Source organism: uncultured Porphyromonas sp. (genome assembly GCF_902489635.1).
GTDB lineage: Bacteria > Bacteroidota > Bacteroidia > Bacteroidales > Porphyromonadaceae > Porphyromonas.
In genome coordinates this window covers 1-23,142 of sequence record NZ_CABUAN010000027.1, presented here as the reverse complement: position 1 = coordinate 23,142, position 23,142 = coordinate 1, and the positions used below count along the sequence as shown (strand labels likewise).

The window sequence follows — 23,142 nt, the reverse complement described above, 5'->3', positions numbered from 1 at the left end:
GAGGACAAAGGTACGAAAAAGAGATTAGAAGTTAGAGATTAGATATTAGAGGTTAGAGATTAGAAGTTAGAAAGCTAGTGACTCTAGTGCTTCTAGTGGCCCTAGTGCCACTAGTATCCCTAGCCAACAGCTAACAGCTAACAGCCAACAGCTAACAGCTAACAGCCAACCGCCAACCGCTAGTTCTGTGCATTGATCAGTGGCTGGGCATACATCTGGAGGAGCTGCGTGCGCAGTTCGTCGGTACTGTAAGCGTCAGTCGGTGCTTTCGCAATCTGCTCATCGAGGTAGCGAAGCGTCTTCTCCTTGTCAGCTTCGCTGTAGAGCTCCTTCGGGTGCGCCTTGTCAGGGTGGAGGAGGTCGTAGGCGATGTAGTTGATCGGGTATAGGCGGTAGTTGCTGTGTAGCTCCGTGTCGATGATCGTAGCGATGCGCGGGTAGAGCTGCTGCTTGGGTAGGGCTCGTAGCTCGGCCTCTAGCTCAGTCGTGATCAGTTCGTTGAGACGCGTGCCGACGGCAAAGTGTACGCGTCCCTTGTAGCCGAGTAGACCTGTCTTCATATTGAGCAGGTCCTCCTCGCCACCCTTGACATACTGCTCGTTGGGGTGATGCTTGCGCCATAGTAGCTCGCACGCCTTGAGGATGTCGCAAGGGTCGTACTCGTAGCTGATAGTGGTGGGGGCGATGTTGACCCGCATCAGCTGGGTCAGCGGGTCGCTGCTTTGCGAGGAAGCGATCATCTTGAGAACGCTCGGCTGTGTCTGGTCGCTATTGTCCTTGGCGCGTCCCTCACGCTGGGCGATCCATACCGACTTGTGATCCTGCTGTATGCTCTGGTCGATAAAGGCAGAGAGCGCCTGAGCGGCTAGAAGCATCTGCCGGATCGGTAGCGAGCGACGCACGACAAAAGAGTCGTTGAGCTTGACCACCGCCTCGATCCACGGTCTGCCGAAGAGGTTGTCGCCGATAGCGATGCGTGGCATCAGATAGTTGCGCTCTCGCATGACTAGATTGAGAAATGCGGAGTCGAGTATGATATCCCTGTGGTTTGTGACAAAGGTCGTGGGCAGATCTCCGCCTAGTCTACTGGCTCCGCTAAGGGATACGGAGAAAGTGGTCTGCTTCGCTAGCTTGACCACGAGGGGGTAGGAGATGAGTTCCTTAAAAGCATCAACACTCTGGATGCTCTTTAGGTGCTTTAGGAGCGCAGTCGTCTCCTCCTCCGAGAGCAGTGCCGATAGGACGTGACGTAGCTCAGGTTGGTTGGCTAGCTGGGCAACGACAGCTGGCACCTCTTCGTCAAGGTAGGGACGTATAGAGTCGTACTCGTACGGCTGTGGGGCTGTGTGTGTGGTCATGATAGTTTGCTCTTGATGATACGTGTGATGAGGTCGCTCAGCTGTAGACCAGCTGCACGTACCTGCTGCGGGATGAAGCTGGCCTCCGTCATGCCCGGGGTCGTGTTGACCTCTAGCAGGGTGGGTATGCCGTCCGCCTCGATGATGTAATCTATACGTACGAAGCCGTAGCAGTCTAGTAGATGGGCGATCGTCAGCGAGGTCTCCTGTACGCGCTGTGTCTGCTCTGGTGAGATGCGTGCGGGGGTTATCTCATCGCTCTTGCCGTAGTACTTAGCGTCATAGTCGAAGAAAGTGTCGTGCGCGACCACCTCTGTGACTGGCAGGGCAAAAGAGTCGTCGGGTAGGATCACGCATCCGCAGGTCACCTCGGTGCCGACGATGCACTCCTCGACGAGGACGTCGGGTGCTGCGGAGTAAGCGTCCGCTACGGCTGAGGGCAGCTGCTCCCACTGGTCAATGCGCGTTGTAGCGATGCTGGAGCCTCCGGTGTTGGGCTTGACAAAGAGCGGCAGGCGCAGACGAGACTCGATCAACTCTTGCTCTTCGGGTGAGAGCTGTTGGGTGTGATTGCGGAGGCAGTGGGAGCGAGCGATGCGCAGGCCGTGATGCGCTAGGTAAGCGTTGCACGCCTCCTTATTAAAGGTCAAAGCCTCGCAGAGCACGCCGCCTGTCGTGTAGGGGATGCCGAGCATGTCTAGGTAACCCTGTAGGAGACCATTCTCTCCAGGGGTGCCGTGGATGGTAATGTAAGCTAGTGCGAAGGTCACTTCGGTTGCGCCAAAGCGTGCGACTAGTGCACGATCTATCGTTCCCGCCTTCCCCTCAGCATCGGTCACGCTCCATGTCTCTCTGGTGATGGTGACTAGATAGGGGGTGAAGAGGGTTTGATCAATCTGCTTGAGGATCGTCTGGGCACTACGCTGCGAGACCTCCGCCTCGCCAGAGTATCCGCCACAGATGATCGCAATATTGGGTTTGTCCATAAGGTGTGATGGGATATTGCAATGGTTCTTTTAGTTAGAGAGTTCGAGCGGTGCTACATAGCGTCTCCACTTGTCTATGAGCTGGCTCATATCGTCGGGCAGTGGTGCCGAGAAGTGCATCCGCTCACCCGTCACGGGGTGGTCGAAGGCGAGGGTCTCAGCGTGCAATGCTTGGCGGGGACAGATCTTGAGGCAGTTATTGACAAACTGCTGGTAGGAGCTGGTGCGCTGCCCCCAGAGGATCTGGTCGCCCCCATAGCGCTCATCGCCAAAGAGCGGGTGGTCGATAGACTTCATGTGAGCACGTATCTGGTGGGTGCGCCCCGTCTCCAGTTCACACGCTATGAGCGTCACAAAGCCCAGTCGCTCCAGCTGCGTGTAGTGGGTCACGGCCGGCTTGCCTATCTCACTCGTTGGGGGGTAGACGGTCATACGGGTTCGGTCCCGCGGGTCACGAGCTATATTGCCCTCGATCGTCCCCTGCGGTTGGTCAAGCTTGCCCCAGACGAGTGCTTGGTAGCGTCGCCCCGTAGTCTTGAGGAAGAACTGTCTCGCTAGTCGTATCTTAGCCTCCGTACGCTTCGCCACGAGGAGTAGTCCGCTGGTATCTTTGTCAATGCGATGCACCAGCCCTACGGAAGCATCGTTCGGATCATAGAGCGGGTCGTTACGCAAGTAGTAAGCAAGCGCGTGGACGAGCGTGCCACTGTAGTTGCCGTGACCTGGGTGTACGACCATGCCTGCGGGCTTGTTGACCACCAGCAGCTGATCGTCCTCATAGACTATGTCGAGCGGTATGTCCTCCGGAGTGATCGACCAGTCCTGCTTCGGATGCGCCAGCATCATCGTGATGGTCTCCTGGGGCTTGACCTTGTAGTTGCTCTTGACAGGCTCGCCATCCACCCAGATGAGTCCCGCCTTGGCGGCAAGCTGTATACGATGGCGCGAAGTGTGTGGCATACGATCCACTAGAAAGCGGTCGATGCGTAGCGGTGTCTGCCCAGGATCTACCTGCACACGGTAATGCTCGTAGAGCTCCTCGCCGTGTGTCCCTGCGACCCACTGATCCTCCTCGTCGGTAGCGATGAGGTCGGCCTCTAGCTCCTGCTCCTCGAGGGGAAGTGACTCCCTATCGGGATTACATCCAGGACTCATCCTCGTCAGGCTCTAGAATTTGTGTGGTCGAGTCAGCTGGGGCAGCGTATCCACCCGCTCCCGAGATCGAGTCGTAAGGCGTGAAAGCTCCATGCGGTATGCTGTCACTAGTAGCCACAGAGACTAGGAGTATGAGTGGCGTGGCGAGCGGTACGCGGGTACCTGGTGCAAGGGTCTGTCCTGAAGGTAGCTGCACGCCCATGACTAGGTCGTCAAAGGATCCTGCTACGTAACTGGGGGTGATGTTTTCGAAGCCAAGGCTGACGAGACGCGCTCGTGCTTGTCGCTCGGATACATCGACGAGCGAGGGGATGATGGCGTTGCGAGGAGAGGAAGCGTTGAGTGTGAGGAAGATGATACGTCCCGCTTTGACCCGACTACCCGCCTTAGGGGTCAAGTCGTAGACCGCCCCCTTGGGTACTTCTGTGGTGTAGACCGAGTCGATCACCTCGTAGCGCAGATCAGCTTTGTCTAGAAGGCTCACCGCCTCGCTCGCAGGGAGGCCATATATGTCAGGTATCTCGACAGATGATCCGTGGCGTGTGAAGAGGTTCATCCAGACGAGTGCCAGGACGACAATGATGACTGACGCTAGGATCATCAGACCAATGTTAATCAGTATGATAGGACGTCGCATAGGGTATATCTATTAGCGGAGACTATGCAAAGGTAACGATAATTTGATAGTGTCGCATCATTAGGGTAAGTAAATAGGGATTAGAGGTTAGAGGTTAGAAGTTAGAGATTAGAAGTTAGAGGGATCGGAGCTAATCGGAGTGGGTCGGAGAGCTAGGGACCTAGTGCCTCTAGCCAACAGCCAACAGCTAACAGCCAACAGCCTCATGATGCGTCAGTCCTGTGCTCGTTCGGTGGAGGGAGTTGTTTATCTCCAAGATTTTTGTACCTTTGCCGTCAGCTTTGCGTAATCTCTGGCAGGAAGAGAGACCGAGCCACTAGATCTAGGTCTCACCAGTCGCCTGTGTATATTGCGTTTAGCTCATAGCTAATCAAAAAAGTAATACAGCATTATGGACTTTATCAAGCTAGTCGAAGAAGACTTTCAGAGTGGCAAGCAGCTACCTAAGTTTGCCCCCGGAGACACGATCGTCGTGGACTACCGTATTAAGGAGGGTAACAAGGAGCGTATCCAGAAGTTTCGTGGTACGGTCATCCGCATCAGCGGTCATGGCGACCAGCGTCGCTTCACCGTACGCAAGATCTCAGACGGTGTGGGCGTAGAGCGTATCTTCCCCTTCAACAGCCCCTTTATCGAGGAGATCCATGTAGAGCGTCACGGTAAGGTACGTCGCGCTAAGCTCTACTATCTACGCGATCGTCGTGGTAAGGCTGCTCGCATCCGTGAGCGTCGTACCCTCTCTGCCAGCGTTAAGTAAACAGACGTCGCTAGCTCTAAAACAAATAAGAAGAGGCTCCTCGAACAATCGGGGAGCCTCTTTTTGTGTCGCATGGCGTCATCTCATCATCGTGCCATGGTCGGTAGCTGCCTTACAGGGTGTGCACTGCTATCAGAAAGCATAGCCGAGGCTAAAGAAGAAGCGTGAGGCACGGAGGACGTTTGACCGGCTGAAAGAGAGCTTGATAGGACCTATCAGGGAGTCGTAGTCGAGATCTATGCCCGCTCCGTAGAGGAGGTCACTGTCCCGCACATTGGGCGCCTGAATGTCCATGCCGACACTGACGTGTGGCGTGATGTAGAGAGACTTGATCGGGGTGTACTGGATGCCTAGATAGAGTGCTGCGAGGTTGTTGACAGGGTACTCTCTGTATCGTAGTCCTGAGAAGATGGTCTGATTGTCCATACCTAGATTGGCAAAGCCCCCGAGGTGAAACTTCTGACTCAAGAAGAGGTAGCTGTCGTAGTGAAAACTCTCCTGCCAAGGCTTGCCGAGGTCTAAGTTGACCCCGCCGAAGAGGCGACCGTGTAGTGCTACCCTCCGGCCCAGTGGAGCGACTACGTGCTCATAGATCGAGAGATGTAGTAGAGGCCCCTGTTGGGGGGATAAACTTTCCTCGGGATTGAGCATATTGTGAATCTGCTTCTGGCTCTCCGTGGCATCCTCAGAGAGTGGGGAGAGCGCGTAGGCGTTCTTTAGCGTCAGCTCTGCCGTTAGGGCGAAGTGGTTACCTCGTGTAGCAAAAGCCTTCCGATTCAAGCTGTTTTGCTGGTAAGCTAGGTTCATCGTCCAGGTGCCGTGGCGGTAGCTTAGCTTAGGTTGCTTGTTGGCCTGCATGAGCTGGTTGAAGTAGTTGAAGGGTATTGGCTCAAGGTTGGCCGCCTGTGCTGCTCCTGTCTTCTCATGGTCAAAGGGCGTCTGCGGTTGCCACAGATACATCAAGCCGTACTGCACGCCGAGTGTTATCTCAGACTGAGGTGACAGGGCATAGCCCATCTTCAAGCCGGTGGCTATGGAGCCTTGATAGAAGGTTGCCTCGGTATGGTTCTCTATCTGCGAGAGGTAGCGTAGATAGAGGTCGTCATTGCGATCCAGACGTAGGGAGATGTAGGGACTGACCCAGTAGGAGTAGCTATCGTCAAACCACTTGTAGTAGCTAGCCCGCAGCTTGGGGTACTGAGATATGGCGAGCTTGGCTGAGAGGTGTGAGTTAGATAGGAGTAGGTCTCTGAGTGAGGTGTTGAGAATGATGTTTGCAGACTCGTAAGGGTCGTAGTAAGCTCCGACGCGGAGGAGTGCTTGTGGCTTCTTTTTGATAAAGAAGTGTAGTGTGTTCACCTCGTTGCCTCCCGTGGCAGTCGAGTCTGACTCATAGGTATAGTATACCTGCGCATAGCGATTGTAGCCCATGAGCATGTCGATGCGCTGCTGGAGGAGGTCTACGGAGTCGAGGAGCGAGAGATCCTCCCCAATCACGCTGCGAATGAACTCCGTCTCGGCTTGCTCTAGGGGCGCACCCCACTGATCCGTGATCTTGACCTGCTGGATCGGGATGGAGACCGTGGCGAGCTGTCGCTTCTGATAGTTGATGCCCTGTGCGACTTGCTGCGCCTTAAGCGCGATGAGCTGAGGCAAGAGTTTGTGAGCCTCCGCTTCGGCGAGGGCTATGATCCGATCACGCTGACTAAAGTCTGCCGAGGTGTAGTCTATGAGTGCTTGAGAGAAGTCTAGCATCACGTCTACTTGACTTACCTGACGCTCTACCTCCTTTTTGGTCAGGAGGGCATAAGACTGCTGGATGACACCGATAGAGCTGTGCTCTAGCTCCTCCGCATTTCGCAGTCTAACCCCCGTATAGCTACCGATGACGAAGTTTGCCCCCATAGCACGCACCTCCTCGACGGGAAAGTTGCGATCGAGACCGCCATCGACTAGTAGCTTGCCATCGATAATGGCGGGCGCGAAGACGGCGGGGATCGCTAGACTAGCTCGTATAGAGAGTGGTAACGCCCCGGAGGTCATCACGTAGGCTCCGCCACTCCCAGCATCCGAAGCTACGAGCTGTAGCGGTATAGGCATCTGGTCATACTCTTTGATATGCCGCACGGGGAAGGTGTAGCGCATCAGCACCTCCATCAAGTACTGTCCCTCAATAAGTGAAGAGGGAATCTTAGGAACACCTCGACGGATGGGGAACTCTAGGGTGTAAGTCCCGTAATCCTCCTTCTCACACATATCTACCTTGTCGTAAGGTAGACGATTGCTCAAGACACGTCCCCAGTCTTCCTGACGCACCATCTCTTTGATCTCCGCAGCACTGTAGCCCGTTGCGTAGAGACCGCCCACGACGGCACCCATAGAGGTGCCAGAGAGGTAGTCCACCTGTATCTGCAGTGAGTCAATCAGCTCGAGGAGCGCAATGTGTGCTAGTCCCTTAGCTCCACCGCCACTGAGCACTAAGCCACAGCGCATCTGAGTACTATCGCCGACGTTGTCGCTCTGCTGCCCCTGCATCGTGGTAGGAGCGCAGAGAGCTATGATACATAAGATTAGGCTAGTGAGTAGGATCGATGGTCGTTTTGTATAGATACGCGAGATCATAGGTCGTGTGTCATTTGGGAGCGTAAGCAATGGACAGGGTGGAGTACAAATGTACGCTTTTTGGAAAAATGAAGTGCTAGCGTGTGGATCGACGGATGCGGTCGCTTGAGGGTAAGTTTGTATCTTTGTCCTTATGAATGAACGTGCAGAGAGAATAGAGACGACCGACTCGATTATAAAGCGTGAGTTGGTGACGCTCCCCGAGGAGCTGCGTGACCCTAGCCGCTATGAGGTGATGGCTCCTGTGGGGTCGTATGAGAGCTTGAGTGCTGCGATACGTGCTGGAGCGAATAGCATATACTTTGGCATTGAGGCGCTCAACATGCGGGCTAAGTCTGCCTACAACTTTACGACAGATGATCTCTACCGTATCGTGGAGACCTGCCGGAGGAGTGACGTGAAGAGTTACCTGACGGTCAATACGATCATCTACGACGAGGACCTAACGCTGCTTCGCGAGATCCTCTACCATGCGCAGGAGGCGCAGGTCACGGCGGTGATCGCTGCCGATGTGGCGACCCTGATGGAGGCGCATCGCCTGGGGCTGGAAGTGCATCTCTCTACACAGCTCAACATTAGCAATTGGGAGGCTTTGCGCTTCTACGCACAGTTTGCCGATGTGGTGGTCTTGGCTCGTGAGCTGAATCTAGATCAGGTGGCAGAGATCAGACGTAAGATAGCTGAGGAGCATATCGTCGGGCCGTCGGGAAGGCTGGTGGAGATAGAGATGTTTGCCCACGGGGCACTCTGCATGGCGGTCTCGGGCAAGTGCTATCTGAGTCTGCATCATCAAGATACGAGTGCCAATCGGGGTAGCTGCGCACAGATCTGTCGCCGTGGCTACCGCGTCTACGATGATCGTCAGGGGGTCGAGCTAGAGGTGACCCATCCGAACATTATGTCGCCAAAGGATCTGAAGACGATCCACTTCATCAATAAGATGATGCTGGCGGGTGTCACGGTCTTTAAGATAGAGGGTCGTGCTCGTGGCCCGGAGTATGTCTCTACGGTGGTGCAGTGCTACCGCGAAGCTATCGATGCTGTTTGTGCGGGTACTTACGATGAAGCTCGGATAGCGCAGTGGAATGAGCGGCTACGGGAGGTTTTCAACAGAGGTTTTTGGGATGGTTACTATCTCGGTCAGCGGCTGGGCGAGTGGACACCTTTTGCCGGCTCTAGTGCTGTGCGTGAGAAGGAGTACGTAGCTCACATTGTTAAGTACTTTAGCAAGATAGGAGTCGCCGAGGTGGAGGTAGAGAGTGGCGAGCTGGCACTGGATGATCGCATCCTGATCATCGGACCGACGACGGGCGTGGTCGATATGACGCTCTCGGAGATGCGCTACGAGCTGGAGCCGGTCTCTCGTGCTACCAAGGGGCAACGCATCTCCATCCCTGTACCGCGCAAGGTGCGGGCGAATGACAAGCTCTACCTATTTAGAGAGCGTACGGAGGTACAGCACTTCAAGGGGTAGCCGAGCTTATTTAGAAGCCATTTTACCAAAGAGGAAACTAGGTCTATGAAACAACCAATCAAATATCAGTATGGTCTCACGCTCAAGGTGCGAGACTACGAGTGCGACCTCCAGGGAGTGGTCAACAATAGCAACTATCAGTGCTACATGGAGCACACGCGCCACGAGTTTTGGCTGGCACTGGGCGATAGCTTTGCTGAGATGCACGACGAGGGGCTTGATCTCTTCGTCTACAAGGTCTCTATAACCTATCATCGCTCGTTGCGTAGTGGTGACACCTTTCACACGGCACTGCGTGCCAGACGTGAGGGGGCTAAGCTCATCTTCGACCAGGTCATCGTACGTAGTGACGGCGTGAAGTGCGCTTCGGGCGTGGTCGAGGCGGTCGCTGTGCAGAACGGACGAACGACCCGTGGAGAGTGCTTCGATGGTATCATGGCTCGTGCTGAGGCCTACAGCGAGAGTCATCCGTATGACTTAACGATCCTCTAGCGATGGCTGAGCTCCTCTTCTTCCTTTATCTCCTCTCTGTTATTGGGGGCATAGTGATCGTGCTAGGGGAGGAGCGTAGTGCGGTCTCTTCGATCCCGTGGTTGCTGGTCGTCACCTTTCTTCCTGTCGTGGGACTCTTGCTCTACATCATCTTCGGCTACTCGCTGAGACGCAAGCAACTGATCGATGTGGAGGTGAGGCGATCGCTCTCGGATGCTCCTGTAGAGACTCAGTCGCTGTCTAGCACGGAGGTCGAGGAGGTTGAGGAGGTTACCGATCGTAAGCTCACATCGCTATCCGCTCTTATCGAGCGACTGACCGATACGCCCCTGACCACGGCTAATGAGCTGACGCACTACGACGATAGTCACGAGTGGCTTGCCGCTTGTCGGGAGGCTATTGCACAGGCGCAGCACTACATCTACATCGAGCTGTACCGCATCGAGGAGGGCCCATGGCTAGACGCTTTGCTAGATCTACTCGCAGAGCGCATTCAGGAGGGCGTAGCTCTCTACTGGCTCTACGATGACGTTGGGTCGCGAAGCTTGAGTCGGTGTTATCGCAAGCGGATGGAGCAGTTGGGCGGACAGGTTGCTGCCTTTCTCCCCGTACGCTTTCGACTGCTTACGAGCCGTGTGAACTATCGTAACCATCGCAACCTCGTGGTGGTAGATGGTGCCGTAGGCTTTACAGGGGGCAACGTGCTACTCTCGGAGCTGCATCATCTGCCTCAAGGGGCGCAACCTCTGGCGACGACTCATCTGCGTATGACTGGTGCTGTGGTACGTCAACTGGAGTACAGCTTTGCGCTAGACTGGTACGTAGCAACGCAGCAACTGCTCTCGCCACAGCAGAGCTCCGCTACCGCGCCCACAGCTGAGCCGATCAAGATGCAGATCTTCCCAACGCATCCTACGGACGACTTCCCCTCGCTAGAGATGATCTTCACGCACGCCTTCCTGCAGGCGCGTCAGTCGCTCTACATCGAGTCGCCAGTCTTGATCCCCACCTCTAGCATACAGCAGGCACTGATCTCCACGGCACTCTCAGGGGTGCAGGTACGGGTGATCCTACCTCGTCGTGGTCGTAGCTGGCTGGCTCCTAAGGCTTCGCACGCTTTCTTTACCGATTTGCTACGGGCTGGCGTGGAGATATACTACTATGACGGCCTACGTGAGGCTACTTATGCGGTGATCGATAAGGAGCGTGTGGTGACGGGGACACCCTACCTAGACTTCAGAAGCTTTGAGTACAACTTCGATCTGACAACCATTGCCTACTCATCGGAGGTCGCACGGCAGTTTGTCGATAGCTTTGAGACAACACTCGCTCTGTGTCGTAGGGTAGCCCCACGACGCAATAGGTTGTGGAGACGTATCACTCATGGCGTGATGCGTCTGCTGACACCTTTGATATAAATTACTTGTTTGAGTGGTCGCGTAGTGGCGGTAAAAACGCTACTAAAGTGCGTAGATCCAAGCTCCGGCGAAGCTGTCGGATAGCGCGGAGACGGAGCGACGTAGCTCGCCTGCACGCTCCTCAGAGGAACTGATGCCTGCGATGACGAGACAGCGAGAGGACTCCTGGACGATCTGTAGGGAGACCCCTTCGGTCTGAGTCTGGTCTGCTGTGACCTCTTCGATAAACCGCTCTGCACGCTTGGGCCCCTTGAAGACCCCAACGACGACAGCGTGGCTCCCTTGCTGTAAAGCCTCGTCGTGCGTGATAACTAGAGGCGAGGATGTGGCATGCTCTGGAGTCGCAGAGACGATCTCCTCCTGTGTTTCAGCTTTTGGAGCTAGAGCTATGCTGGGCTTGGCTTGCTTTTGCTCTGGCGTCACCACGCTCGCCTCGTCGAGCCAGCCGTAAGGAACGAAGCCCGCACTGTAACGATCAGGGTTACTGTCAGAGCTGATGGGTAGTAGACAGAGGAAGCAAATAGCACCCGCTGCAGCCCAATTGGCCGCAGTCCGATTGATACGTACCGTCCAATACTTCCGATCACTCTTCGTCTCACTGGCAGGCTCCGTAGCAGTATGATCGACTGGCGCGACGGCTGGGAGCAAGCAACTCTGAGGGTAGAGCCCGTAAGAGTGTATCGATCTCAGCCCTTGTCGCTCCTGTACAGGCGTAAAGAGTAGCTCGCCGCTCTCCTGTAGCGTGAGGGTGCCGAGGTTGGAGCCGATAGTTAGAGACCCCGACTGATATAGCTGGTGCCTGATCACGGTCACGTCGGAGTCTACCACTAGGCGCGCTCTGCGTACGGATAGCCCTAGGGTGCGTGCGTAGCAACTGTCTAGGATGCCGTCACGATCTACTAGAGAGGCGTTGAATGAGATGCGCTGCCCTGCTGGCGTGATGACATTGAGATCCTTGTCATAGAGTGGAGGCGTTTGCTCCACGATGAAGGCTCCTATCGTGGGGAGTACGACGCAGTCGTGCAGTAGTAGAGCTTGCTCTAAGATATCTCCGATGCGATACATTGAGATGTACAGGCTAAGAGTGGATGATTACGAGTCGAGATAGGCTACATGTGTAGCACCCTCGAGGAAGGGGAGGTGGAAGACTTCCGCTCCTCACCACAAAGTTAAGCAATCTCCACGAACTGGAGCATGTGGTGCGGAGCGGAAGTGCGGATAGTTGTCGTTAACTCCTTGGTGGCTAGTGACTCATCGAGACTTAGTCGTTCATCGAGGCGAGGAACTCTAGGTTGGTCTCCGTCAGCTCGATGCGCTGCTTGAGGAACTCCATCGCCTCTACCGTATTCATATCCGATAGGTGGTTGCGTAGGATCCACATGCGCTGTAACGTCGTCGAGTCTAGTAGGAGATCATCACGACGGGTGCTACTAGCGAGGATGTCGATAGCGGGGAAGATGCGCTTGTTGGACAGGCGACGATCGAGCTGTAGCTCCATATTGCCAGCACCTTTGAACTCCTCAAAGATAACGTCATCCATCTTAGAGCCCGTCTCGGTCAGAGCCGTCGCTAAGATGGTGAGACTACCGCCGTGCTCGATGTTTCGCGCAGCTCCGAAGAATCGCTTCGGCTTTTGCAGCGCATTAGCCTCGATACCTCCCGAGAGGATCTTGCCCGAGGTGGGCTGTACCGTATTGTAAGCACGTGCGAGGCGTGTGATCGAGTCTAGCATGATGAGCACATCGTGACCACTCTCGACCATGCTCTTAGCCTTGGCGAGTACCAGCTCAGCAAGCTTCACGTGGTGGTCGGCAGGCTCGTCAAAGGTCGAGGCAACCACCTCAGCATTGACATTGCGCGCCATATCGGTCACCTCCTCAGGACGCTCGTCGATCAGAAGGATGATCATGTAGACCTCAGGATGATTGGCAGATATCGCATTGGCAATGTCCTTGAGTAGCATCGTCTTACCGGTCTTAGGCTGAGCAACGATGAGTCCACGCTGTCCCTTGCCGATGGGGGTGACCAGATCCACGATGCGCATGGCGGTCTTGTCGTAGACAGCTGCGATGCCCTGTGACTCTAGCTTAAACTTGTCCTCTGGGAAGAGAGGCGTCAGCATGTCAAAGGAGACACGATCCAGATTGTCCTTGGGGTGGCGACCATTGACGAGTAGGATGTTCTGTAGTAGGAAGTACTTCTCATTACCCTTTGGAGGACGTATGCTACCCTCAATGACGTCACCCGTCTTGAGGTGCCACTTCTTGATGATGTCTGCAGGGACGTAGATGTCGTCAGGTGAGGGGAAGTAGTTGTAGTCTGAGCTACGAAGGAAGCCGTATCCCTCTTGCGACACCTCTAGCAGTCCGCTAGCGGTCAGGATATTGGAGAAGTCGTATGAAGTCTCTTCCTCCTCTTGCTCTTTGCTCTTGTTGTGTTGCTGCTTACCCTTTTGTGCAGGCTCGTCAGAGTCTGCCTCGGCCTCTTTGTGATCCCTATGATCACTGTGAGACTCGCTCAGCACCTCGCCTAGTAGTGAGTCAGCATCGGGATGGGTAAAGACCATAGGCGTCTCCTCCTGCTGCTCCTCTGTGTCTTGCTTAGCTTGAGGACGCTTGTCTGAGGGGCGCTTCTCCTCCTTGCTCTCCTTGTTTTCCTTATCAGATTGGTTCGTCTGCTCCTGACGCTTGTTATTGCGGTTGTTGCGCTCCTTATTATTGCGCTGGTTGTTGCGCCTTGCGCCCTTCTCCTCAGACTGTGTAGCGGCAGCCTCCTCGACGATAGCGATAGCCTCTTGGCGATCTATCTCAGAGGGCTGGTTGGTTGCGTCTGCCTTGTCTGTTTTATCGGTGCGCTTGTTCTGTCGCGCGTTCGATTTGTTCTTTTGCTCAGACTTGTTGCTCTCGTCTTTGGCGTCCTTTTTCTCCTCTTTATTTGCTTTGTTATTGCGGGAGTTGCTCTGTCGCTCTTTGCGCTTGTTGCTCTGCTGCTGCTCGACCGTCTGGGTAGCTACAGCCTCTGCCTGAGCGTCTAGAATTTGGTAGATGACCTCTTTCTTTTCGGAGGCCATCTTGGTAATCTCTAGTTGGGAGGCAACCTCTTTGAGTTGCTCCTCCGTCATACCATTGAGATCTACGATGGTGTACTTCTGCATGATGTACTGATGTTAGCTGGATAAAATGCACCTTACGGCTTGTTGCAAAGGGCTATCACGCTGAGCTTTGGGGAGCTACAAGCAAGATGATAGAGGCAACGGAATCAACGATCTAGCAGGCTCTGTGGCGAGACAGCAGGCTAGCATGGTGGTCGACCTAAGTAAGGTGTGTAATGTGTGAATAGGCTGAGAGATGGGTCAGTCCTGTGTGATATGGGACGCTCTGCTCGGTCGTTATTATCTAGGTCGATGCAGAGCCAGAGCTACCTCCGTAACAGATCGTAAGCCTCTCCATACAAGCTGTATCGTCTTGTGCAACTCTTTGTATCTGTACAGCCAGGGAGTGCGTCGATCTAGTGACTCATCCACTTCTGGAGGCAAAGGTACGAAAAAGTGTTCAGATACAGCATCCCCCGTCTCTGTCTTCTAATCTCTAACCTCTAATCCCTCCTTTCATAAAAACATTGCTGTCCGGTAAGAGTCTTATATGGGTGACACTAGAGTTTCATAGGTAGGACACTGGAGTTTCATAAGTAGGACACTAGAGTTTCATAGGTGAGAAACTAAAGTTTCATAGGTAGGAAACTAAAGATGGGTCGAAATAGCGTAGTCGGACAGCAATAATAAAAAGAGGACGCACGGATCGCGCCTACCCCATGAGCGGGTGACACGTCCGTGCGTCCTGACGGGTTGCCTCCTATATAGTAAAGGTTAGGAAGCTTGGATGTGAGTGCTACATAAGCACCTTACTTGACACAGACCTTAGCAGTGGTCGTGCCGATAGAGAGTAGGTACATGCCAGCTTGCGGAGCGGTGAGCGTGCAGAGCTTGTCGGCTACGACACGCTGCTCGATGAGACGACCTGCGTAGTCATAGAGGGCGACGGTGCCGAGCGCACTGCCCGTATTGCTGGTTAGGGTAATCGTCTGACCCTCTAGGGCAATAGCTACGTCTGCCGTGCCCGCTGTAGGCGCGTCGATGGCGTTGCCCTCTTCCACCTTGGCATAGTAGGCTACGATGCGTAGATCCTTCGTTGCCTTGGTCGTGTACTCTAGCGAGCCATCGACAGGGTCGATGCGATCCCTATTGACCATCCAGTAGTCTAGACGATAGCCCTTGTCTGGCTCGACATAGACACGGATGTCTGCATTCTCAGGCACTTTGCTCTTGAGCGCACTACGTACGCCACCTACCTCTAGGTAGATGGGGCCACCATTGCCCTCCTGTGATACATCGACCGTATAGTAGACCTTGTCACGCTCGAAGATAACCTCGACGACGTAGTCCTTGCCAGAGATCACTTGCCACTGATTGTTTTCAGCAGGCTTGGGCCCCTCCTGACCGTTGACGACCCACCTCTTGACGTGGTAGTGCTCTGCGGGATGTGCCGTGAAGATGATTGTCTCAGACTCCCCAGCAGCTGTCGTCGCTCCTGATTCGAGAGGCTGCCCCTTGTAGGTAGCTGTGATCGTGCCTCCCACGTTGTCTCGTACAGAGTAAGTGACCGTATAGGGACGATGGACGAACTCGACCGTCACCTCTGTGGGCTCTTCGATGTTGAGCGTATACGTCTGGCTGTTTTGCTCTCCAGCGGTCATCGCGGTCTCTGTACCATTGACCTTAAAGCTCTTGACGAGGTAGTCACGCTCAGGGTCTGCGGTAAAGGTGATGGCCGTATGCTCCTCGATCTCTGTCTGTGAAGGGATTGCGGTGCCGATAGCCAGCGTGGCCGATAGCGTGCCATGCCCTCCGATGACACGATAGGTGAGGAGATGCTTCTTGACCTGTGGCTCAGTGCCTGGGATAGGAGCGATGTGGAATCCCTTCCAAACATTAGCCTCCTTGTAGGCCTCTTGCGCATCACCAGGTACAAAGAGATTGATGGTGCTGATGTTCGCAGGCTTGAGCCCATTGAAGGCCCTGATGTGAGCCTTAGGCGGCTGCACTGCCTCGACAGTAATATCTGTCAGCGCCGTGCACTGAGCAAATGAGCCATACATCACCTCTGTGGTCTTGGCTCCTAGATACACTTTAGCAAGAGCCTTACAGCTGGCGAAGCAGGTGCCAGGTACGACAGCGACATTGGGTAGGCGCACCTCGGTGAGTCCAGAGCCAGAGAAGCTCTCCGTGTCTAGCGTCGTCAGTGTCTCAGGCCAGGGGAATGTGGTGAGTGCGGTACACTCCTTAAAGGCATATTTGCCAATAGAGGTCAGCGCAGGCATCGGGCTGAGCTTGGTGAGACTGCTATTCTGCGCAAAGGCACTATCGCATATCTTAGTCACCTGAGTGCCGAGGACGACCTCCTCCAGCTTATACATCTGAGCAAGAGCTCTCTCACCAACCACCTTGAGGGTTAGGGGGAGTGTCACCTTGCGAACGAGAGGCATATTATAAAAAGCAGCCTCGGAAAGCTGATCCTCAGCAAAGGTCGCATCTGCGATGTTGATCTCAGTCAGATTGCCCATGTTGTCACGGATTGTCTGGCAGTCCTCAGCATTCATCGGACCAGAGACCGTGATAGACTGGCACTTGAGGAAATCCATGCCCTGCATCAACTTGGCTAGAGATCCAGCCTCGGTGAGCTGTACGACAGGGTGTATCGGGTCGTAGCTAGGCTGAGGCGTGCTGGCATCGCGGAAGGTGATGCGCATCACGGCACGATCCTTCTGCCCACGATCTGCGGTCTCACCGAGTACACCGACGAAGCCTTCGTCGATAGCCTTGTCTGTCGCTTTATTGATTGTGCGGACGGGCATCTCTTTGACATTCTTAGGATAGCTGCAGAACTCGATAAAGGATCTGCTGTCCTTAGCAGGAGTACTAGCCTTAGAGCGTACGGAGAGGAGGATAGACTGCCCTGTGTAGACAAAAGGCTTGTCGAGCTCTAGCTCTAGCGTGTGATAGGCTACTCCAGCCTTTGAGGTCTCGTTATTACCACCGATGGTCAAGTCCATCAGATCGAGCGTGATCGTCTTCTTCATATAGAGATCCTGCTCGGCATTGATAGGTAACCAGTGATACTTGCCAGCTACTGGCTCAAAGTGGTCGTCGGATACGTTGGTGAGGTAGATCTGGAGGTCGTTGGTGTACTCCGTGTTGTAGGACTCGCCATCAGACAGATAGATCTGGAAGGCGAGCTTGGTGATCTCCTTGCCCTCTAGTCCTTGTAGCTCCGCAGCGGTGTAGATCTGCTGGGTGACGCTACTGAGGTAATCAAAGTCAAAGGGTGCCGTCTGCCCGATGCTCTGGTCGAAGTGTGACGAGGGATTAGCAAAGTCTCCCAAGTCTATGGTCTGCGCCTGCAGCTGCCCGATGAGCGGGAGCAGGAGGCATAAGAGTAATGTGCTAAAACGTAGTCGTTTCTGTTGCATAGATAGATGTTTATTTGAATAGTAGGTGATCGGGGAGCGGTGCAACTCGTTGCACTCCCTTTTATCAATGCAAAGTTACGGGCTATTCTCCCTGCTGGAAATACCTAACTATACTGATTTGCCCCAGGGCGAATACCTATATACAATTAGTTGGGGTCCATGATGGTTGTAGGGGAGTGGGGATCTCTAAGTAGCAACGGTAGAGGGGACTTGTGGAGGGGACTGAGATATTTGGAAAATGGTAGTTGTAGCACTGGTTATTCTGTTGTAGCTCTGCTGGTTGTAGTCTCTTTTGCGGAGGCGGCTGCTCTCGGTGTCGAAAGTTTTTTGCGGAAAAGACTTGCAGGTTCCGAAAAATGTTGTACCTTTGCATCTGCAAACGGGGAGGAACGCCTCACACTTGTGAGCTTCCGATTGTTTCAGACCCCTTGTTTGTCGTTTTTTTAAGGGTTTAGTTTTCATCGGCCGCGTAGCTCAACTGAATAGAGCATTTGACTACGGATCAAAAGGTTGCAGGTTTGAATCCTGCCGCGGTCACAAAAAGAGCCTCCCGAGATGGGAGGCTCTTTTTGCGTGTATAGGTCAGATGAGACTGTTGCAAAAGTCAATAGTCTCCCGATGTGTGCGGTGGGTTACTTCGTAGCTTCGAGGAGTATCGTGATAGCGCGCTCGATGAGCGCATCTTGTTGCTGCGCCGTCGCTTCGTCTGTCTGCTCCTGGATGATGTGTGGCTCGATGCCTCCCTCGATGCTCTGCTGCTGAGCGTCGTACATACGCGAGGAGGAGTAGCGTAGCCACCAGCCGTTGGGCAGTTCGCTACTACGAGGCAAGCCGCCACCACCACCCGTACGATCCCCCATGAAGAGGACGTGGCGCGTTGTCCCCTTGACATAAGCGACCAGCGAGTTCGCTGCGCTGTAAGTGCCACGATCCACGAGGATCACCGTAGGGCGCTGCCAACTGATGGGCGCACGAGCGAGCTTGATCTCTTTGAGCGGACCGAAGTCTTGGTGCCCAGGGCCAGTCTTCGTACTCATATAGCCTACGACCGTGTCGGAGGGGATCAAGACGCTAGCCAGACGATCCGCATTGCTCAGCAGTCCGCCACCATTGCTACGCATATCGATGATCAAGCCACGACAGTGCGCCAGTCTGGTAAAGACAGCGTGTAGATGAGCCAAGGAGATGGCCGAGGAGAAAGAGGGGATCACCATATATCCGATCGAGTCAGCAGCGTGTCCATTGTAGGTGATAGGCGTATAGTAGATAGAGCCAGCACGACGCGCGTGAGGTCGCAGGTAAAGGTTGCGTATGCGACTATCGAGGCAATGTCTAGAACCCTCATAAATGTTCCACCCCCCTACATCAAAAGGTGCGAAGAGGTTTACATGCCCATCCTTGAGGTGACGCATCAGCTCTACCATCAGATCGAAGAACTCATCCTCCGACTGGCACTTCTGTACCAGCGGCGTGTAGATCTCCTTTAGGTCGCTCCAGGTCGTGTCGCCGGCGGCGGGGAGCTTGTCGTCAAAGAAGCAGTACCCCTCGTCTAGGATCGTCCAGAGTGCCGTAAAGTTCGTCTGATAGTCTCGTGTGTATCCCTGCTCCTTGGGCTCTGGTGTGCAGGCCAGCAGGAGGGGTAGGAGTAGCAGGCCGACCAGCCCGCTATGTAGTCTCGTTAGATTCATAAGCTGATGGCAGTCGTGTGGTTGGCATTATGTACCTCTTGGTAGCCTCTGAAGGGGCGGAAGTAAGTGGCTAGACCCACTCTTAGATAGTGTCCCGAGAAGCCTCGATAGATGGAGTGGATGCGTCTTGCCGAGTCAGTGTAGTCGTAGCTCATGCGTAGCGTCATGATGCGCCATATAGGTATGTCTAGAGACACACCTATCTGGTAGTAGTGTCGCCGACCGAAGGTGTGCAGGGCAAAGTGGTTGATGATCTTGTCGTAGTAGTAAGCCTGCAGGTAAGACTCATTATAATAAGGTGCGAAGCCTAGACCCACCAGTGCCGAGGTCATCTGGAGGCGCAGGTCAGCGACGAACCACCCGATGCGTAGTCGGTAGGCTGCCAAGGCTTGTGCCGTCAGGTCGCCATTGAGCTGCTGATCGGCTGGGTTGTTTTGGTTGCGCCCATTGTAAGAGGTAGCTCCCTCGACCAGGACGCCAGGACCTACGCCCACGACCATCCCAAAGGGTAGGCGCCACTGATGCACGAAGCTCCACTTCGTGTCGAAAGCAAGGTGCCTGGTAGCACCAGTGCGTGCTGGGTTGAGGAGCTGCGCATAGGCTAGCTGTGTGCTCTGCAGGACGAGCCACTCGGGGTGCGACTGCGTGAGCGGCGCCTCTGAGGAGAAGCGGTAACCCAGCGATTGCCCACGGTAGTAGAGCGGTGAGAGGTACTCATTATACAACTTGTTCCACCCGAAGCGAAACTCATGCGATAGGTAGAGCAACCGGTAGGGTGTAGCAACCGTCGTGGTAGTTGTGGTAGTTGTGGTAGTTGTAGTAGTCGTGGTAGTAGTAGTGGTCGTCGTATCCGCCTCTTGCGCAGAGAGCGAGCGGCTCGTACCCATCAGGGATAGCCCCACGCAAAGGGCTAGCAGTATCTGTCGTAATCTTTGTCTCATAGATCGTGTCGCTTAGCTTATTCGTCGGTTAGCTCTTCCTCCGTCTCGTCAGCTACGGACTCAACCTTTTCAAAGCTGTCGATAGGTAGTGCCGTGATCCGCTTGCCACGTGCGGAGATCTTCTTGAGCAGCTCGTACTCAGTCACAGCGATCTCGATCGTTGCCGCCTTCTTGCGTCCTTGCGGCTTCGTGATCAGGGTAAACTGCGCCTCAGCCTCGTCGGTCAGTGCCAGGAGCTGCTCCTCGGGCTCTATGATCGGTTGTGGCTTCTTCCTATCTGGCATAGAGACACGCTTGATGTAGGTAACCCCCTCCGGTGTGGTGTAGATGACGCTCCAGACCTTGTCGGGGTCATACTTCTCGATAACCTTGGGCGACTCGGCAAAGTGGTTGCTCTCGCCAAAGTCGGTCGTGTAGACCTGCTCCGAAGGCAGAATGACGAGGATGCGGTCGCTCGCCTCAAACTCGCCCAGGTAGTCTCCCTGGTTGTTGTAATTGATGCGGTTCACATCAGGGTCAAACCACACCTTGCGTCCTCCGAGGGTCGAGCCGCCCTGCTCCTTTAGGGATATGCGCTCGATCGGAGCGCGCGTCACGATGTTGCCCTTGGCGGTGCGTCCCTTGATCGCAATGTCTGCAAAGTCTTTGTCAAAGAAGAGGATGCGTCGCGAGGTACCTCCGCGGAGCAGTTTGATCGTCACGCTCTCCGCCTCTCCATTGGGATTGGCTGAGAAGTAGAGCACCTTGCTACCTGGCGTACCCATCGTCAAGTCGTACTCACGGTCACGCACACTGGCCGATACGTGAAAGCGCTTGATAAACGAGGTCTTCGTCTTGCCATCCAGATAGATCGCATTGTAGATCGTTCGCTTGTCGCCGCGCACATACTTATTAATATGTAGGACACGCTCCTTGCCGAGGAACTTCTTCTCCTCAATCTTCGTAATCGTATAGGTGCCGTCACGGAAGAAGACGATCATATCATCTATCTCGCTACAGTCACACACATACTCGCCACCCTTGATGCCAGTCCCGGCGAAGCCCATCTTGCGATCTATGTAGAGCTTGAGGTTCTCCTCGACTACCTTCGTAGCTTCGATCGTCCCAAAGTGTCCGATCTGTGTGCGCCGCTCCCAGCCAGCACCATACTCCTCTAGCAGCGAGTGGTAGTAGTGTATCGTGTAGTCGGTGATATGGTCTAGGTGGTGCTGTATCTGCGCCATCTCCTCGGTGAGGCGCAGGATGAGTTGCTCGTTTTTCTCTAGATTAAACTTGAGGATCCGCGCCATCTTGATCTCTAGGAGGCGTGCTAAGTCATCGTCCGTGATGGGCCTTAGCAGGGAGTCGCCCACGATAGGCTCTAGAGCCTTGCGAATGACATCCAGAGCGGTCTGCTGATCAGGAGCCTCCTCAAAGGGGCGCAACTTATAGATACGATGCTCGATGAAGAGCCGCTCTAGCGAAGCTCCCATATACTCCTCCTGCCGGTCGTGCAGCTGTAGACGCAGATCCTCCTGTAGCAGGCCACGCGTATGCTCCACCGAGTGACGTAGCAGGTCGCTCACACCGAGGAAGCGTGGTTTGTCGTCCTCGATGACACAAGCATTCGGCGAGATAGAGACCTCGCAATCGGTGAAGGCGTAGAGTCCATCGATCGTCTTATCGGCCGAGACCCCTACGGGTAGGTAGATGCGTATGTCGGCCGTCTCGGCAGTCATATCGTCTATGCGCTTGATCTTGATCAGACCCTTGTCGTTGGCCTTGAGGATCGAGTCAATGAGCGTCGAGGTTGTTTTGCCAAAGGGCAGATCACGCACACTCAGTACGCGATCCTCGATACGCTCGATGCGTGCACGGCTCTTGACCTGTCCGCCACGCTTACCATCGCTGTAGCGATCCACGTCGATGATACCTCCCGTGGGGAAGTCAGGGTAGAGGGTAAAAGGCTCACCACGCAGGTAAGCGCAGGCAGCCTCGATCAGTTCCTTGGGATTGTGCGGTAGGATCTTGCAGGAGAGACCCACGGCGATGCCCTCGGCACCTTGCGCCAGCAGTAGGGGGAAGCGGGCGGGCAGGTAAACTGGCTCGCGCGACTTACCGTCGTAGCTCTTCATCCAGGGAGTGATCTTGTCGCCAAAGAGTATCTCGAGGGCAAAGTTAGAGAGCTTAGCCTCGATGTATCGCCCAGCGGCCGCCTCGTCGCCAGTGAGTATGTTACCCCAGTTACCCTGCGTGTCGATGAGATAGCCCTTCTGACCGAGCTGTACCAAAGCATCGTTGATCGAGGCGTCACCGTGTGGGTGGTAAGCCATCGTAGCGCCGACGATTTTGGCAACCTTGTGGAGGGTGCCGTTTTCCATCAGGTGCATCGTGTAGAGCACCCGTCGCTGCACCGGCTTGAGTCCGTCCTCGATGTGAGGCACCGCACGCTCTAGGATTACGTACGATGCGTAGTCGAGGAACCAGTGACGGTACATCCCGCCGAGGGTGTGCAGGCGTCCGTCGCCCTCCTCCTCTTCGGGAGCCACGTAGCCCTCGTCGCTCGGGTCGGCGCTGGTCGATGCCGCATCTATATCTGTCGGAGAGGTCTCCTCCATCTCCTGCTCTTGCTCTATGTCGCGATTGTCTTGATCCATATTAGTTCGGTATCCGTTCGGCTGGTGCCGTTACGAAGGTACAACATTTCTGCCAAAGGCAATCAATCTACCCAATCCCCGCTAGGGCTGACGCATCATAGTCGCTCTGTCAGGAGCTACACATAAGCGACAAGCGAGGGAATAGATGAGCTCATTATATAATGTGTCCGCCATGGATTAGCTGTTGGCTGTTAGCTATCGGAACCATCGGAGCTATCAGAGTGATCGGATCTCTAATCTCTAACTTCTAACCTCTAATCTCTGCCCTCTAATCTCTATTTACATATCTTTACGGGGAAATTCGTCCGATCCCATCCTTTCTCGAATATCCACGTGGGAAATCTCAAATCTCCACGTGGATATTTTTCTTTTTCCACGTGGGCGCGATTTATTTCTTCCGAAGTTTCATTTCATTCCTCCGAAGTTTCATTTGATTCCTCCGAAGAATTTTTT

The 23,142-nt window shown here is 54.5% G+C and carries 15 protein-coding genes and 1 tRNA gene; 5 read left to right on the top strand and 11 right to left on the bottom strand.

Translation table 11 applies throughout. The features are described 5' to 3' along the window. Positions 1-179: 179 nt before the first annotated feature. From RDM37_RS06260 to RDM37_RS06245, 4 genes are read right to left on the bottom strand one after another with little or no spacing between them, the layout of a single operon-like run. Positions 180-1,358, bottom strand: coding sequence for an acyltransferase (locus RDM37_RS06260; RefSeq protein ID WP_308555956.1), 1,179 nt, complete (start codon positions 1,356-1,358; stop codon positions 180-182). Next, positions 1,355-2,344, bottom strand: coding sequence for a D-alanine--D-alanine ligase family protein (locus RDM37_RS06255; protein ID WP_308555954.1), 990 nt, complete (start codon positions 2,342-2,344; stop codon positions 1,355-1,357). Before RDM37_RS06255 ends, RDM37_RS06260 begins: the two co-directional genes overlap by 4 nt. Before the next feature lie 30 nt (positions 2,345-2,374). After that, positions 2,375-3,499: an RluA family pseudouridine synthase gene (locus RDM37_RS06250; protein ID WP_308555953.1), complete on the bottom strand. Its 1,125-nt coding sequence runs from the start codon at positions 3,497-3,499 to the stop codon at positions 2,375-2,377. Continuing rightward, entirely contained in the window at positions 3,483-4,136 is a 654-nt protein-coding gene (locus RDM37_RS06245; protein WP_308555952.1) for a PASTA domain-containing protein, read from the bottom strand. Before RDM37_RS06245 ends, RDM37_RS06250 begins: the two co-directional genes overlap by 17 nt. Before the next feature lie 391 nt (positions 4,137-4,527). On the opposite strand from RDM37_RS06245, the gene rplS reads away from it, so the two are divergent. Continuing rightward, a complete protein-coding gene (gene rplS, locus RDM37_RS06240; RefSeq protein WP_308555951.1) occupies positions 4,528-4,893 on the top strand; it encodes a 50S ribosomal protein L19 in 366 nt (121 codons plus the stop codon). A gap of 132 nt (positions 4,894-5,025) precedes the next feature. On the opposite strand, the gene RDM37_RS06235 is transcribed toward rplS, so the two are convergent. Further along, entirely contained in the window at positions 5,026-7,515 is a 2,490-nt protein-coding gene (locus RDM37_RS06235) for a patatin-like phospholipase family protein (protein ID WP_308555950.1), read from the bottom strand. Positions 7,516-7,648: 133 nt separating this feature from the next. Between RDM37_RS06235 and RDM37_RS06230 the strand changes: the two genes are divergently transcribed. From RDM37_RS06230 to cls, 3 genes are read left to right on the top strand one after another with little or no spacing between them, the layout of a single operon-like run. After that, the gene (locus RDM37_RS06230; protein ID WP_308555948.1) at positions 7,649-8,989 is read left to right on the top strand and encodes a U32 family peptidase; all 1,341 of its coding nucleotides are present in this window, start codon (positions 7,649-7,651) and stop codon (positions 8,987-8,989) included. 45 nt (positions 8,990-9,034) lie between these two features. Beyond that, complete coding sequence (locus tag RDM37_RS06225; RefSeq protein WP_308555946.1) at positions 9,035-9,481, top strand: acyl-CoA thioesterase; 447 nt, start codon at positions 9,035-9,037, stop codon at positions 9,479-9,481. 2 nt (positions 9,482-9,483) lie between these two features. Beyond that, on the top strand, positions 9,484-10,899 hold the full coding sequence (cls, locus tag RDM37_RS06220; RefSeq protein ID WP_308555944.1) for a cardiolipin synthase: 1,416 nt from the start codon (positions 9,484-9,486) through the stop codon (positions 10,897-10,899). Positions 10,900-10,941: 42 nt separating this feature from the next. On the opposite strand, the gene RDM37_RS06215 is transcribed toward cls, so the two are convergent. From RDM37_RS06215 to RDM37_RS06205, 3 genes are all read right to left on the bottom strand, one after another. Continuing rightward, positions 10,942-11,964: a sporulation protein gene (locus RDM37_RS06215; RefSeq protein WP_308555942.1), complete on the bottom strand. Its 1,023-nt coding sequence runs from the start codon at positions 11,962-11,964 to the stop codon at positions 10,942-10,944. 196 nt (positions 11,965-12,160) lie between these two features. Then, positions 12,161-14,053, bottom strand: a complete 1,893-nt coding sequence (rho, locus tag RDM37_RS06210; protein ID WP_308555940.1) for a transcription termination factor Rho — start codon at positions 14,051-14,053, stop codon at positions 12,161-12,163. A gap of 746 nt (positions 14,054-14,799) precedes the next feature. Next, positions 14,800-17,424 carry a leucine-rich repeat domain-containing protein gene (locus RDM37_RS06205; RefSeq protein ID WP_308555938.1) on the bottom strand — a complete coding sequence of 875 codons (2,625 nt, stop codon included), beginning with the start codon at positions 17,422-17,424 and terminating at the stop codon, positions 14,800-14,802. Between the two features lie 463 nt (positions 17,425-17,887). Between RDM37_RS06205 and RDM37_RS06200 the strand changes: the two genes are divergently transcribed. Continuing rightward, positions 17,888-17,961, top strand: a tRNA-Arg gene (locus tag RDM37_RS06200). A gap of 95 nt (positions 17,962-18,056) precedes the next feature. On the opposite strand, the gene RDM37_RS06195 is transcribed toward RDM37_RS06200, so the two are convergent. Genes RDM37_RS06195 through RDM37_RS06185 form a run of 3 tightly spaced genes read right to left on the bottom strand, consistent with a single transcriptional unit; the run spans position 18,057 to position 22,689 of the window. Next, the gene (locus RDM37_RS06195; protein WP_308555936.1) at positions 18,057-19,112 is read right to left on the bottom strand and encodes a S41 family peptidase; all 1,056 of its coding nucleotides are present in this window, start codon (positions 19,110-19,112) and stop codon (positions 18,057-18,059) included. Continuing rightward, on the bottom strand, positions 19,109-20,053 hold the full coding sequence (locus RDM37_RS06190) for a DUF3316 domain-containing protein (protein WP_308555934.1): 945 nt from the start codon (positions 20,051-20,053) through the stop codon (positions 19,109-19,111). The genes RDM37_RS06195 and RDM37_RS06190 overlap by 4 nt, the downstream gene beginning before the upstream one ends. 17 nt (positions 20,054-20,070) lie before the next feature. Further along, positions 20,071-22,689 carry a DNA gyrase/topoisomerase IV subunit A gene (locus tag RDM37_RS06185; RefSeq protein WP_308555932.1) on the bottom strand — a complete coding sequence of 873 codons (2,619 nt, stop codon included), beginning with the start codon at positions 22,687-22,689 and terminating at the stop codon, positions 20,071-20,073. Positions 22,690-23,142: the final 453 nt, after the last annotated feature.

Coding starts and splice junctions, on each gene's coding strand:
- RDM37_RS06260 (WP_308555956.1), bottom strand. CDS start 1,358: ATGACCACACACACAGCCCCACAGCCGTACGAGTACGACTCTATACGT.
- RDM37_RS06255 (WP_308555954.1), bottom strand. CDS start 2,344: ATGGACAAACCCAATATTGCGATCATCTGTGGCGGATACTCTGGCGAG.
- RDM37_RS06250 (WP_308555953.1), bottom strand. CDS start 3,499: ATGAGTCCTGGATGTAATCCCGATAGGGAGTCACTTCCCCTCGAGGAG.
- RDM37_RS06245 (WP_308555952.1), bottom strand. CDS start 4,136: ATGCGACGTCCTATCATACTGATTAACATTGGTCTGATGATCCTAGCG.
- rplS (WP_308555951.1), top strand. CDS start 4,528: ATGGACTTTATCAAGCTAGTCGAAGAAGACTTTCAGAGTGGCAAGCAG.
- RDM37_RS06235 (WP_308555950.1), bottom strand. CDS start 7,515: ATGATCTCGCGTATCTATACAAAACGACCATCGATCCTACTCACTAGC.
- RDM37_RS06230 (WP_308555948.1), top strand. CDS start 7,649: ATGAATGAACGTGCAGAGAGAATAGAGACGACCGACTCGATTATAAAG.
- RDM37_RS06225 (WP_308555946.1), top strand. CDS start 9,035: ATGAAACAACCAATCAAATATCAGTATGGTCTCACGCTCAAGGTGCGA.
- cls (WP_308555944.1), top strand. CDS start 9,484: ATGGCTGAGCTCCTCTTCTTCCTTTATCTCCTCTCTGTTATTGGGGGC.
- RDM37_RS06215 (WP_308555942.1), bottom strand. CDS start 11,964: ATGTATCGCATCGGAGATATCTTAGAGCAAGCTCTACTACTGCACGAC.
- rho (WP_308555940.1), bottom strand. CDS start 14,053: ATGCAGAAGTACACCATCGTAGATCTCAATGGTATGACGGAGGAGCAA.
- RDM37_RS06205 (WP_308555938.1), bottom strand. CDS start 17,424: ATGCAACAGAAACGACTACGTTTTAGCACATTACTCTTATGCCTCCTG.
- RDM37_RS06195 (WP_308555936.1), bottom strand. CDS start 19,112: ATGAATCTAACGAGACTACATAGCGGGCTGGTCGGCCTGCTACTCCTA.
- RDM37_RS06190 (WP_308555934.1), bottom strand. CDS start 20,053: ATGAGACAAAGATTACGACAGATACTGCTAGCCCTTTGCGTGGGGCTA.
- RDM37_RS06185 (WP_308555932.1), bottom strand. CDS start 22,689: ATGGATCAAGACAATCGCGACATAGAGCAAGAGCAGGAGATGGAGGAG.